Here is a 12,363-nt window from a genome sequence, read left to right as displayed (position 1 = left end):
CGTCACTCGACGCCGATGAGCAGCAGCGCTCCCTGCCTCCCCCCGCGGTAGGCGACCGTGTCCACCGCCAGGTAGGACTCCCGTACGTGGGCCTCCAGGTGCCCGGTGACGGTCGCGGGCGCCTCGTCGCCGACGACGAGCGTGACCAGTTCGCCGCCGGCCTGGAGCATGCGGTCCAGGACGGTCCGGGCGGTGGCGGTGACGTCCGCGCCGATCACCGCGACGTCGCCGTCGATCAGGCCGAGCACGTCCCCGGCCTGGCAGATGCCGGCCGTGGTCCAGGACTCGTGCTCGGCGACGACGACCTCGGCGTAGCGGGTGGCGCCCGCCGCCGAGGTCATCTGGACCACGTCCTCGTCGAACCGGCGCTCCGGCTCGTGCACCGCGAGCGCGGCGATGCCCTGGACCGCCGAGCGGGTCGGGATCAGCGCGACGCGGATGCCCTCGGTGCGGGCCTGCTCGGCCGCGGCGGCGGCCGTGTGGCGCAGGTCGGCGTCGTTGGGCAGCAGGACGACCTCGCGCGCGTGGGCACGCCGTACCGCCTGCACCAGCTCCCCGCTGGCGGGCGGCTCCCCCGGGCGCGCGAGGACGGTGGTCGCGCCCGCCTCGGTGTACAGCCCGGCCAGTCCCTCGCCCGGTACGACGGCGACGACCGCGCGCTGGGCCCGCTCGCGCGGCGGGCGCTCGCGTCCGGTGCGCACGTCGCCGAGCCCGAAGTGGGTGATCCGGATCCGGTACGGCCGCCCGGCCTCCACGCCGGCCTCCACGGCGGCGCCCGCGTCGTCCACGTGCACATGGACGTTCCACAGCCCGTCGCCGCCGACCACGACCAGGGAGTCCCCGAGCGCGTCGAGCCGCGTCCGCAGCCGGGCCACGGCCGCGTCGTCGGCCTCCAGGAGATAGATCACCTCGAAGGCGGGGCCGCCGGTGTCGGACGGGCACTCCGGGGCCGTCTCCACGGCCGGGTCCGTGCCCGCGGCTTCGGCCGGCTCCGTGCCCGTACCCGTCCCTCCGACCGTTCCTCTCCCCGCCCCGTGCCGCGCCCCTTCACCCGTCCCTTCGCGCGCGTGCGCGGCGGGCGCCTCCACGCGCGCGTGGAGGTCACGCGGCGGAGCCTCACGCGCCGCCTCCCCCGTGAACGCCTCCACCAGCGCCCCCAGCACCGCCACCAGCCCCCGGCCGCCCGCGTCGACGACGCCGGCCCGTTCCAGCACGGCCAGCTGGCCCGGGGTCGCGGCCAGCGCCGCCCGCGCGCCCTCGTAGGCGGCCCGGGCGACCGTCCCGCAGTCGCCCTCGGCCCCTTCGGCGGCGTCGGCGGCGGCCGAGGCGACCGTGAGCACCGTGCCCTCGACGGGGTGGGCCACGGCCTGCCGGGCGGAGTCCGCGGCCCGGCGCAGGGCCAGTCGCAGCGCCGAGCCGTCGGTGTGAGGGGAGTCACCGGCGTCCGCGAGCACCTGGGCCATGCCGCGCAGCAGTTGGGCGAGGATCGTCCCGGAGTTGCCCCGGGCCCCGATGAGCGCCCCGTGGGCCATGGCCCTTACGGCGTCGGCCAGCGCGGGCTCTCCGGCACCGGTGCCGTGCCCGGTGAACACCGCCTCCACGGCCGTCGCCGCCGACTCCACTGTCAGATAGAGATTGGTCCCGGTGTCCCCGTCGGCCACCGGATAGACGTTGATCGCGTCGATCTCCTCACGGGCCCGGCCCAGTGCCCGGAGCGCCAGACCGCACCAGGTGCGCACCGCGAGAGCATCGAAGAATGTCTGCGGCACCTGCGCCACCTGCGCCTCCCTGAGCCGGCCGTACGTGGGACGCAGCGTAGACCCCGGACCGGTGCACTCCGGAAGAGGGCGGGGGCGGGGGCCTGAGCTGCCATGGTAGTTTCGTTGTACGGACGCAGTCGTTGTATGCTGCTCCGGTTGCCCGATCCGATCGGGCCATTCCCCTGGCAACGCCACTCAAGATCTCAGGTCTTAGGATCTCGATCCCGGCATGCCGGGATCAACCGTAAGTGCATCTGAAGTCTTTGGAGTGACCCGTGGCTGCCAACTGCGACGTCTGCGGCAAGGGGCCGGGCTTCGGCAACAACATCTCGCACTCGCACCGCCGTACGTCCCGTCGCTGGAACCCGAACATCCAGCGTGTGCGTACCGTGGTCGGCGGGACGCCGAAGCGCGTGAACGCTTGCACCTCGTGCATCAAGGCCGGCAAGGTCTCGCGCTGACGCTTCAGCTGAGCGCGCGGCCACTGCCTGCTGGTTCGCTGCACTGAGCCGGTCCACCTCCGGGTGGGCCGGCTTTTTGCCGTACCCGTGAACGGGCCGTGACCTGCCAGAATCCACGGGATGCGTTGCGGCCTCCCGGGCCCGGTCGAGATCCACACCGACGACGGCACCCCGCCCGACCCCGGCGCCCCCGGCCCCGCCCCCGCTCACACCGCTGCTGCTCGACGCCGGCCGCCCGGTGCCCGTGAACGGCTCCCGGACGGCCTGTCCGGCGCCGAGCCGCCCGCCGGGGCCGTGAGCGCGCTCCAGTCCCCGATCTCCCGCCTGCGCCGGCGGCTCGCACCGCACCCCGGCATCGACGCCGCCCGCCGGGTACGCGCTCGCCGTCGCCCCGGACGCGGTCGACGCCCACCGGTTCGCCCGGCGGCCACCGAGGGCCGTACGGCGCTCACCGCCGGCGACCACCCTCGGGCGGCGGCCGTGCTGGGGCCGGTGGCACTGCTCGGGGACGCCGGGTACGGGCGACGACGGGAGGCGCGGTCACGGGCACGGGTGCGGCGATCGTCGCCGCCCGTGTCCTCGCCGGTGAGCCGGCCCTGGCGGGCACAGACCACCGGGTGGCACCGGCGGCCCACGAGAGCCGGATCCGGGACTTCGCCAAGGGCTGCCACAAGATCTCCGGCAACGCGGGGCCGTTCTTCGCGCCGGCCATCGAGCGGCGCATCCGCGGCCGGGACCGGATGTACCGGCTGCTCGGCTCGCGGCTGCCGGCCGGGTTCTTCAAGCGGCTGACGGGGGAAGACGGCGAACGCCATCGTCCTCGGGGAGGATCCCCCTGACACGCGGGCGCCTGACCCCCGGACCGGAGAAAGGCCCCAACCGACCTCCCGACCAGAAGGGCCTCAACCGCCCCCGGGCCGGAGCAGGGCCTCACCCGCCCGGCCTCCCGAGCCGGACGAGAGCCCCGCCCCGTCCACAAGCCGCAGAAAGCCCCCGGCACCCCTCAGGGAACGTCCCGCCCCAGCCCCCAGCCGTGGTCCACGGGACCGATCCCCGTGCCGAGGGCGAACCCGGCGGCGATGGCCCCGGTGACGTACTCCTTGGCCGCCGTGACCGCCTCCGGCACCGACCGTCCCCCGGCCAGGCCACAGGCGATCGCGGAGGCGAGGGTGCAGCCGGTGCCGTGGGTGTGCCGGTTGTCGTGGCGGGGCGCCCGGAGCACGTGTTCCTCGGTGCCGTCGGTGAGCAGGTCCACGGCGTCGCCCGCCAGGTGACCGCCCTTGATCAGGACCCACCGCGGCCCGAACTCCAGCACGGCCGCGGCGGCCCGTCGTAGATCGTCCTCCGACTGGACGCGGACGCCGGTGAGTTGGGCGACCTCGTCCAGGTTCGGGGTGGCGACGGTGGCGGCCGGGAGCAGTTTCGCGCGTACGGAGTCCAGCGCGGAGGCGGCCAGCAGCGGGTCGCCGTGCTTGGAGACGCCGACCGGGTCGACCACGGCCGGCGCGTCCGTGCCGGAGATCAACTCGGCGACCGCCTCGACCAGTTCGGCGGAGGCCAGCATGCCGGTCTTCACGGCCTGGACGCCGATGTCGTCCACGACGCTGCGGTACTGCGCCCGCACCGCCTCCACCGGCAGCTCCCAGGCGCCCTGCACGCCCAGGGAGTTCTGCGCGGTCACCGCGGTGAGCACGCTCATGCCGTGCACGCCGAGTGCGAGCATCGTCTTCAGGTCGGCCTGGATGCCGGCGCCGCCGCCTGAGTCCGAGCCGGCCACCGTGAGCACCCTGGGCGGCGCCGCGGAGGCGCTCATGACTCGATGTCCCCGAAGTGGTCCCAGCCGCCCTTGCTGGTCCAGGGCGCCCCGTCGACGGTCACCTGGGGCAGCGCGGAGGGGTGGAGGACCTCGCCGATGACCTTCCAGCGGGCCGGGAGCTTGACGTCCGGCGGGAAGGTGGCCACGATCGCGTGGTCCTCTCCCCCGCTCAGCACCCACTGGAGCGGGTCGACGCCGACGGCCTGCCCGATGTCGTGCATCTGCGTGGGGATGTCGATCGCGCCGGAGCGGATGTCGATGCGGACCTTGCTGGCCTCGGCGATGTGCCCCAGGTCGGCGATCAGGCCGTCGCTGACGTCGCACATCGCGGTGGCACCGAGCGCGGCGGCGGCCGGGCCCGCGTGGTACGGCGGCTCGGGGCGCCGGTGGGCCTCCACGAAGGCGCGCGGCGAGCGGAACCCGCGGACGAGCACCGCGTACCCGGCGGCGGACCAGCCCAGCCAGCCGGTGACGGCCACGAGGTCGCCGGGCTGGGCGCCCGCGCGCGTGACGGGCTCCTGGTTGCGCAGATCTCCGAGCGCGGTGATCGACACCATGATCGTGTCGCCGCGTACGACGTCCCCGCCGACCACGGAGGCGCCGGCGACCTGGCACTCGTCGCGCAGCCCGTCCATCAGTTCGGTGGGCCAGGTGACCGGCAGTTCCGCCGGGACGACCAGGCCGAGCAGCAGCGCGGTCGGCACGGCGCCCATCGCGGCGATGTCGGCGAGGTTCTGCGCGGCGGCCTTGCGGCCGACGTCGTACGCCGTGGACCAGTCACGGCGGAAGTGCCGGCCCTCCAGCAGGATGTCGGTGCTCGCCACCACCCGGCGGTCGGGGGCGGCGACCACCGCGGCGTCGTCGCCGGGGCCGACCCGGACCGCCGGGGTGGTGGTGAGACGGGAGGTCAGCTCCCTGATGAGCCCGAACTCACCTAGCTCACCCACTGTGCCCTTCATTGCCTCAAGCCCCTTCTGTGCCGTGCCCTGCACCGGTCGCGCGTCATCAGTGTCCCCGATACGGTCGTAAGGACCGTAAGTCGCGGCCCCCGGTGCCCGTCGGCCCGGTCGCCGACGACCGTCGGTACGGTCCCGGTGACCGTCCATGTCCCTCGTGATCCCTCGTGCCCGCACCCTGGCGCGCAAGCCCGGTCCCCGCAGGTCTCCCCGCGGGGAGCGGCGACGCGATACCGTGGCGTTCCTTTCCCCCACATGATCCTCGTGGCCGCCCTGGAGGTTCCGTGGTACAGGCGTACATCCTGATCCAGACGGAGGTCGGCAAGGCGTCGACCGTCGCCGAGACGATCAGCAAGATCCCTGGAGTGATCCAGGCGGAGGACGTGACGGGACCGTACGACGTGATCGTGCGGGCCCAGGCCGACACCGTCGACGAGCTCGGCCGCATGGTGGTCGCCAAGGTCCAGCAGGTGGACGGCATCACGCGCACGCTGACCTGCCCGGTCGTCCATCTGTAGCCCCCGTCTACGCTGGGCCGGTGAACTTCTTCCGTCACCGGCCTCTCGGCCTGCTCGCGCCCGCCTTGCTCATGGCGGTCGCGGGCTGCTCCACCGCGGACGACGGCGGCAGCGTCGCGGTCCCCACCCCCGACGCGAAGACCGCCCCGCTCTGCCGTGACCTGGACAAGGTGCTGCCACGGAAGGTGAACGGGCGAAGCCGCCAGGACCCCGAACCCCGGTCCTCCTACACGGCGGGCTGGGGAAGCCCGGCGATCATACTGCGCTGCGGCATCGTCCGGCCGCCGAAGATGGTCGACCCCAAGGTGGCCCTGGGCCAGGACCCGGACGCGGTCGCCGGCGGGGTCAACGGGGTGGAGTGGCTGATGGAGAAGGAGGACGACGGGACGTGGCGGTTCACCACGTCCGGTCGCCGCGCGTACGTGCAGGTGACCCTGTCGAAGGAGCTGTCCGGGGCGGACGACAGCGCCCAGGTGCTGATGGACCTGGCGCCGGCCGTCAAGAAGGCGATCCCCGAGGGGCTCGCCTCCATGCGGTACTGAGCCGCCGCGGGCTCAGCGCAGTCCGGTCGGACGGCGCAGCGCCGCCTGCACCAGGCGGTCGACCAGCTCGGGGTATCCGATCCCGGTCTCCTGCCACATCTTCGGGTACATCGAGATCGGCGTGAAACCGGGCATGGTGTTGATCTCGTTGATCACGAACTCGCCGTCCTCGGTGAGGAAGAAGTCCGCGCGGACCAGGCCCTCGCAGGAGGCCGCGTCGAACGCCTCGACCGCGAGCCGGCGCACCTCGGCGGTCTCCTCCTCGGTGAGCGGGGCGGGGACGACGCCGGGCGTGGAGTCGATGTACTTGGCCTCGAAGTCGTAGTACGCGTGCGCGTCCGGCGGCGGGATCTCGGCCGGTACGGAGGCGCGCGGGCCGTCCTCGAACTCCAGGACGCCGCACTCGATCTCACGGCCCCGCAGGGCCGCCTCGACCAGGATCTTCGGGTCGTGGGACTGCGCCTCGGCGATCGCCTCGTCCAGGCCGGACAGGTCGTCGACCTTGGTGATGCCGATGGAGGAACCCGCGCGCGCGGGCTTCACGAACAGCGGCCAGCCGTGCTCACCGGCGAAGTCGACGATCCTCTTGCGGGCGGCGGACTCGTCCTGCGCCCACTCGCGGGGCCGGATCACCAGGTACGGGCCGACCTTGAGCCCGAAGGAGGTGAACACCCGCTTCATGTACTCCTTGTCCTGGCCGACGGCCGAGGCGAGCACACCCGAGCCGACGTACGGAACACCGGACAGCTCCAGCAGGCCCTGCAGGGTGCCGTCCTCGCCGTAGGGGCCGTGGAGCACCGGGAAGACCACGTCGACCTCGCCGAGCGCCTTGGGCACGGAGCCGGGCTCGCTGTAGACGACCTCGCGGTTCGCGGGGTCGACGGGGAGCACCACGCCGCCCTCGTGCGACTCCGCCAGCTCCTCCACGCTGGGGGTGCGGCGTTCGGTGATGGCCATCCGCTCCGGCTCGTCGGCCGTCAGCGCCCAGCGGCCGTCCGTGGTGATACCGATCGGCAGGACGTCGTACTTCGTCCGGTCGATGGCCTTGAGGACGGCCCCGGCGGTGACCACGGAGATCCCGTGTTCGGAGCTGCGGCCGCCGAACACGACGGCGACGCGCGGCTTGCGCGACGGCTGCTCAGGGCTCTGGGGAAGGTTCTCGGTGCTCATATCGGGTTGAGAGTACCCGGTGGTATCCCGCGCGTCAGCGCCCGCTCGGCGGCCGTGACTGCGTGTCCCCCGGGCGGTCGCTCAGCGTCGCACGGACGGGGGTTCAGCGCCTCTCGGGCTTGGCGCTGCGGGCCATCAGCTCCTTGAGCGCGACGACCGGCGACTTGCCCTCGTGGACGATGCCGACGACCGTCTCGGTGATGGGCATGTCGACGCCGTGCCGGCGGGCCAGATCCAGCACGGACTCGCAGGACTTGACGCCCTCGGCGGTCTGCCGGGTGACCGCGATGGTCTCCTCCAGGGTCATGCCCTTGCCGAGGTTGGTGCCGAAGGTGTGGTTGCGGGACAGCGGCGAGGAGCAGGTGGCCACCAGGTCGCCCAGGCCCGCGAGTCCGGAGAAGGTCAGCGGATCGGCGCCCATCGCGAGGCCGAGCCGGGTGGTCTCGGCGAGACCGCGGGTGATGAGGGAGCCCTTGGCGTTGTCACCGAGTCCCATGCCGTCGGCGATGCCGACCGCGAGCCCGATGACGTTCTTGACCGCGCCGGCGAGTTCGCAGCCGACCACGTCGGTGTTGGTGTACGGCCGGAAGTACGGCGTGTGGCAGGCCGCCTGGAGCCGCTGGGCGACCCGCTCGTCGGTGCAGGCCACGACGGCCAGGGCGGGCATGCGGGCGGCGATCTCGCGGGCCAGGTTGGGCCCGGTGACGACCGCGATCCGGTCGGCGCCGACCTTGGCGACGTCCTCGATCACCTCGCTCATCCGCATGGTCGAGCCCAGCTCGACGCCCTTCATCAGGGAGACGAGCACGGTGTCCGGCGCGAGCTGCGGCGCCCACTCGGTGAGGTTGGCGCGCAGCGTCTGGGAGGGGACGGCGAGCACGGTGAAGTCCGCGTCGCCGAGGGCCTCGGCCGCGTCCGCGGTGGCGCGCAGGTTCTCCGGGAGTTCCACGCCGGGCAGGTAGTCCGGGTTGGTCCGGGTGGAGTTGACCGCCTCGGCCAGCTCCGGGCGGCGGGCCCACAGGGTCACGTCGCAGCCGGCGTCGGCGAGGACCATGCCGAAGGCGGTGCCCCACGAACCGGTGCCCATGACGGCCGCCCGCACAGGCTTGCTCACTTGCTCTGCCCTTCCGCCTGCCGGCCCTCGGTCCGCACCTGCGCCGAGGGCTGTCCCTGCGTTTGTGCCTGCGCCTGCGCCTGTGCCCGTGCCTGTGCCTTCGCCTTCGCCTGCGCCTGGGTGCGGCGCCGCTGTTCGATCCGCTCCCGGCGCGGGTCGTACGGCGTCTCGGGCGCCTTCTCGCCGCGGATCTGCTCCAGCTGGCGCGTGATGGCCGCCATGATGACCTCGGTGGCCTCCTTGAGCACCTCCGGGGTCATCTCCTGGCCGTAGAAGCGGGAGAGGTCCACGGGCGGGCCCGCGAGCACGTGGTGCGTCTTGCGCGGGAAGAGGTTCGGCTTCTTGGCGTACGGCGGCAGCAGTTCGTTGGCGCCCCACTGGGCGACCGGGATGACCGGGCACTTGGTCTGCAGGGCGACCCGGGCGGCGCCGGTCTTGCCGGTCATGGGCCAGCCGTTCGGGTCGCGGGTGAGGGTGCCCTCGGGGTAGAAGGCCACGCACTCGCCGCGTTCCACGGCGTCGATCGCGGCCCGGAAGGCGCTCAGGGCGTCGGTGGACTCGCGGTAGACGGGGATCTGCCCGGTGCCGCGCATCGCGGCGCCGACGAATCCCTTCTTGAAAAGCCCGCTCTTCGCCAGGAATCGCGGCACCCGTCCGGTGTTGTACTGATAGTGCGCGTATGCGAAGGGGTCCACGTGGGAATTGTGGTTCACCACGGTGATAAATCCGCCCTCGGCCGGAATGTGCTCCATTCCGCGCCAGTCCCGCTTGATCAGAACCACCAGCGGCGGTTTGCAGATCACCGCGGCGAAGCGGTACCAGAAGCCGATTCTGCGGCGGGGCACAAGGACACCTTCCTCTAGGACTGCCATCCCGGCGGGGGCCGCACAAGTCTGGCCCCGGGCCGCCGGTCTGTCGAGAACACCGTACGCCCCGCCACCGAACGCGCCAGATGGCGCGGGGGACAATGAGCGCGACGAGAGAGGGACGGTACGCCGGTGCAGTGGACCTTGGTCATCCCCCTGAAGCCCCTGACGCGGGCCAAGAGCAGGCTCGCGGACACCGCCCACGACGGGGTGCGCCCGGGGCTGGCACTGGCGTTCGCGCAGGACACGGTGGGCGCGGCGCTGGCGTGCCCGGAGGTGTCGGATGTGGCGGTCGTCACGGACGACGAACTGGCCGGCCGGGAGCTGGCCGCGCTGGGCGCGCGGATCGTCCCGGACACCCCCCGCGGCGGCCTGAACGCCGCCCTGGCGCACGGCGCGGCCGTCGTACGGTCGCTGCGCCCGGCTGCCCCGCTGGCGGCCCTGAACGCCGATCTGCCGGCCCTGCGGCCGGCGGAATTGTCCCGGGTACTGTCCGCCGCCGGGGAATTCCCCCGGGCATTTCTGGCGGATGCGGCGGAACGGGGTACGACACTGCTGGCCGCGGGTCCCGGCCGGGAATTGCAGCCGGCGTTCGGCATCGATTCCCGCTCCCGCCACCGCGCCTCCGGTGCGACGGAACTCGCGCTCACGGGGGTCGATTCGGTACGGCAGGACGTGGACACCGGCGACGACCTGCGCGCGGCACTGCGGCTGGGGGTGGGCCGGCACACGGCGGCGGCATCGGCGGGCTTACTGATCCCGGGCTCCTGAAGGCGCCCCCGCGGCCTTACGGCCCTGCGGCTCCGCGACTCCGCGCTTCCGTGGACCTGCGGCCCCACGGCCCACCGCCTCCGCGGATCTCCTGCTCCGGGGCTCTACGGCTTTACGGCCCCTGGGACGCCTGAGGCGCCTGAGACACCCGCAACGCTGCGGCGGAAACCGGATCCGGAGCGACCGGTAGGCTGCTGCCATGCAGGCCACCGCGTACACCTACGACCCGGACACCCGCAGCGGTCAGGTGCTCCTCGACGACGGCACCCCGGTGCCCTTCGACGCCGCCGCGTTCGACGCCGGGGGCCTGCGGCTGCTGCGTCCCGGACAGCGCGTGCGGATCGAGACGGAGAGCGAGGGCGGCGCCGTGCGGATCACCCTCGTCACCCTGCAGACCCTGTAACCGCCCCTGCACACACCGCGGGCCGGGCTCCCCTGGGGAGTCCGGCCCGGCGCGTGAACGTCCTGGCGGCCTTACGACGTCGCCTTGCGGGCGGTGGTCTTCTTGGCGGTGGTCTTGCGGGCCGTCGACTTCTTGGCCGGGGCCTTCTTCGCGGTGACCTTCTTGGCCGGGGCCTTCTTGGCCGTCGCCTTCTTGGCGGTGGTCTTCTTCGCGGCGGCCGTGGTGGTCTTCGCGGCCGGCGTGGTCTTCTTCGCCGGCGTCGCCTTCTTCGCCGTGGTCTTCTTCGCGGCGGCGGTGGTGGTGGTCTTCTTCGCCGGCGTCGCCTTCTTCGCGGTGGTCTTCTTCGCGGCGGCGGTGGCCGTCTTCTTCGCGGCGGCCTTCTTTCCGGCGGCCTTGGCGATGGTGGGCGGCGCGCCGGACAGGCTGCCCTTGGGCGCCTTCTTGACCGAGACCTCGCCCCCGCGCGGGAGCTTCTTCGAGCCGCTCACCAGGTCCTTGAAGCCCTGACCGGCACGGAAGCGCGGGACGGAGGTCTTCTTGACCCGAACCCGCTCGCCCGTCTGGGGGTTGCGGGCGTAGCGGGCGGGGCGGTCCACCTTCTCGAAGGACCCGAAGCCGGTGACCGAGACCCGCTCGCCCGCGACGACCGCGCGGACGATGGCGTCCAGGACATGATCGACGGCATCGGCGGCCTGCTGGCGGCCACCCACCTTGTCGGCAATCGCTTCTACGAGCTGCGCCTTGTTCACGTCTTCCCCTTCGGAGACATCGCCAGAACGAAAGTGTTCAAGCTTTTTCGCACGTTAGGCAGATATATACCGCAAATCAAACACGAAACGGGCTTATCACCCTTGTGCCGCAACGGACTCGGCCGTCTCGGACGGTTCAGCGGTCCTCGTCAGGGATCCGACCCGCGTCGAGATCCGCCGTGAACCGATCGAGCCGCCTTGCCGCGTCGGCGAGATCGTGCTTGGCCGCGGCCGTAATGACCAGCAGCTTCCGGGTCAGCGCCATCCGTACGCCCTCCGGGACTTGCAGTGCGCGCACTCTTGCGTGCGCTTCCTTGAGTTGGTTCGCGACCGCCGCATAGAGCTGGAGTTGGCCGTCGTGTCCCATGCACAGATTGTGCCATCTGGGGCGAGTTGTCGCCTGCGCAGGGTGTAACTGCCGCCTCAAATGGCCTTCCAGGCACTTGCGGAGGGCGCGAACACAGCACTCACGTACCCGGACAACAGCGGCCCTAACGTGGGCAGTTGAGCTGAGTAGGGCGGGAGGACAGGGCCGTTCGGGTGCAGACATGGCCGTACCCCCGATCGTGGCGATCGGGGGTACGGACGGGGTGTCGCGGTGGCCGAAACCCGACCCGTTCAGGGGGTCCGGGCCGAGTCGATCAGACGGGGAGGGTGCGCGGCTTGTAGGCGGGGCGCTCGGCCTCGTAGGCGGCGATGTCGGACTCGTTCTGGAGCGTGATGGAGATGTCGTCCAGGCCGTTCAGCAGCCGCCAGCGGGAGTTCTCGTCCAGCTCGAAGGAGGCGGTGACGCCCTCGGCGCGCACCTCACGCGCCTCAAGGTCCACAGTGACCTCAGTGGTGGGGTCCGCTTCCGTCAGCTCCCACAGCGCGTCCACGATCTTCTGGTCCAGGACCACCGTGAGCAGGCCGTTCTTCAGCGAGTTGCCCCGGAAGATGTCGGCGAAGCGGGAGGAGATCACGGCCTTGAAGCCGTAGTTCTGCAGCGCCCAGACGGCGTGCTCGCGGGAGGACCCGGTGCCGAAGTCGGGTCCGGCGACCAGGACGGTGGCTCCCTGCCGCTCGGGGCGGTTGAGGACGAACTCGGGGTCCTTGCGCCAGGCCTCGAACAGACCGTCCTCGAAGCCGTCCCGGGTGACCTTCTTGAGCCAGTGAGCAGGGATGATCTGGTCGGTGTCGACGTTGCTGCGGCGCAGCGGGACGGCCCGGCCGGTGTGGGTGGTGAAGGCTTCCATGA

15 protein-coding genes are annotated in these 12,363 nt (G+C 72.4%); 6 read left to right on the top strand and 9 right to left on the bottom strand.

Annotated elements, in window-relative coordinates:
- Nucleotides 1–2 precede the first annotated feature (2 nt).
- Nucleotides 3–1,778, bottom strand: a complete 1,776-nt coding sequence (locus ACZ7N4_RS19940; RefSeq protein ID WP_471359635.1) for a DAK2 domain-containing protein — start codon at nt 1,776–1,778, stop codon at nt 3–5.
- A 257-nt stretch (nt 1,779–2,035) separates the two neighbouring features.
- Here ACZ7N4_RS19940 and rpmB point away from each other — a divergent pair, with 257 nt between their 5' ends.
- Together rpmB and ACZ7N4_RS19930 are read left to right on the top strand one after the other, a co-directional pair.
- A complete protein-coding gene (rpmB, locus tag ACZ7N4_RS19935; RefSeq protein WP_003993230.1) occupies nt 2,036–2,221 on the top strand; it encodes a 50S ribosomal protein L28 in 186 nt (61 codons plus the stop codon).
- A gap of 617 nt (nt 2,222–2,838) precedes the next feature.
- Complete coding sequence (locus ACZ7N4_RS19930) at nt 2,839–3,060, top strand: hypothetical protein (protein WP_471359634.1); 222 nt, start codon at nt 2,839–2,841, stop codon at nt 3,058–3,060.
- Nucleotides 3,061–3,224: 164 nt separating this feature from the next.
- Here the strand turns inward: ACZ7N4_RS19930 and thiD are convergent, their stop codons facing one another.
- Both thiD and ACZ7N4_RS19920 read right to left on the bottom strand, forming a co-directional pair.
- On the bottom strand, nt 3,225–4,034 hold the full coding sequence (gene thiD, locus ACZ7N4_RS19925) for a bifunctional hydroxymethylpyrimidine kinase/phosphomethylpyrimidine kinase (protein ID WP_471359633.1): 810 nt from the start codon (nt 4,032–4,034) through the stop codon (nt 3,225–3,227).
- Complete coding sequence (locus ACZ7N4_RS19920; protein ID WP_471359632.1) at nt 4,031–4,996, bottom strand: thiamine-phosphate kinase; 966 nt, start codon at nt 4,994–4,996, stop codon at nt 4,031–4,033. The genes thiD and ACZ7N4_RS19920 overlap by 4 nt, the downstream gene beginning before the upstream one ends.
- 281 nt (nt 4,997–5,277) lie before the next feature.
- Here ACZ7N4_RS19920 and ACZ7N4_RS19915 point away from each other — a divergent pair, with 281 nt between their 5' ends.
- On the top strand, nt 5,278–5,511 hold the full coding sequence (locus ACZ7N4_RS19915; RefSeq protein WP_028802415.1) for an Lrp/AsnC family transcriptional regulator: 234 nt from the start codon (nt 5,278–5,280) through the stop codon (nt 5,509–5,511).
- Between the two features lie 20 nt (nt 5,512–5,531).
- Nucleotides 5,532–6,053 (top strand): DUF3515 domain-containing protein, encoded by a 522-nt coding sequence (locus ACZ7N4_RS19910; RefSeq protein WP_471359631.1) that lies wholly within the window; start codon nt 5,532–5,534, stop codon nt 6,051–6,053.
- Between the two features lie 12 nt (nt 6,054–6,065).
- Here the strand turns inward: ACZ7N4_RS19910 and ACZ7N4_RS19905 are convergent, their stop codons facing one another.
- The 3 genes from ACZ7N4_RS19905 to ACZ7N4_RS19895 all read right to left on the bottom strand — a co-directional run bounded on the left by ACZ7N4_RS19905 (nt 6,066) and on the right by ACZ7N4_RS19895 (nt 9,182).
- The gene (locus ACZ7N4_RS19905; protein ID WP_471359630.1) at nt 6,066–7,223 is read right to left on the bottom strand and encodes a D-alanine--D-alanine ligase family protein; all 1,158 of its coding nucleotides are present in this window, start codon (nt 7,221–7,223) and stop codon (nt 6,066–6,068) included.
- A 103-nt stretch (nt 7,224–7,326) separates the two neighbouring features.
- Entirely contained in the window at nt 7,327–8,337 is a 1,011-nt protein-coding gene (locus tag ACZ7N4_RS19900) for an NAD(P)H-dependent glycerol-3-phosphate dehydrogenase (protein ID WP_471359629.1), read from the bottom strand.
- A complete protein-coding gene (locus ACZ7N4_RS19895) occupies nt 8,334–9,182 on the bottom strand; it encodes a lysophospholipid acyltransferase family protein (protein WP_471359628.1) in 849 nt (282 codons plus the stop codon). Before ACZ7N4_RS19895 ends, ACZ7N4_RS19900 begins: the two co-directional genes overlap by 4 nt.
- Nucleotides 9,183–9,335: 153 nt before the next feature.
- On the opposite strand from ACZ7N4_RS19895, the gene cofC reads away from it, so the two are divergent.
- Both cofC and ACZ7N4_RS19885 read left to right on the top strand, forming a co-directional pair.
- Nucleotides 9,336–9,974: a 2-phospho-L-lactate guanylyltransferase gene (gene cofC / locus ACZ7N4_RS19890; protein WP_471359627.1), complete on the top strand. Its 639-nt coding sequence runs from the start codon at nt 9,336–9,338 to the stop codon at nt 9,972–9,974.
- 199 nt (nt 9,975–10,173) lie between these two features.
- Complete coding sequence (locus ACZ7N4_RS19885; RefSeq protein WP_471359626.1) at nt 10,174–10,377, top strand: hypothetical protein; 204 nt, start codon at nt 10,174–10,176, stop codon at nt 10,375–10,377.
- 71 nt (nt 10,378–10,448) lie between these two features.
- Here the strand turns inward: ACZ7N4_RS19885 and ACZ7N4_RS19880 are convergent, their stop codons facing one another.
- From ACZ7N4_RS19880 to leuD, 3 genes are all read right to left on the bottom strand, one after another.
- On the bottom strand, nt 10,449–11,126 hold the full coding sequence (locus ACZ7N4_RS19880; protein WP_471359625.1) for an HU family DNA-binding protein: 678 nt from the start codon (nt 11,124–11,126) through the stop codon (nt 10,449–10,451).
- A gap of 136 nt (nt 11,127–11,262) precedes the next feature.
- Nucleotides 11,263–11,493, bottom strand: coding sequence for an SCO5555 family protein (locus ACZ7N4_RS19875; RefSeq protein ID WP_471359624.1), 231 nt, complete (start codon nt 11,491–11,493; stop codon nt 11,263–11,265).
- 274 nt (nt 11,494–11,767) lie between these two features.
- Nucleotides 11,768–12,361, bottom strand: a complete 594-nt coding sequence (leuD, locus tag ACZ7N4_RS19870; RefSeq protein ID WP_471359623.1) for a 3-isopropylmalate dehydratase small subunit — start codon at nt 12,359–12,361, stop codon at nt 11,768–11,770.
- Between the last annotated feature and the right edge of the window lie 2 nt (nt 12,362–12,363).

This window comes from Streptomyces sp. NPDC107654 (genome assembly GCF_055639035.1).
This window is presented reverse-complemented; position numbering and strand designations above follow the sequence as displayed.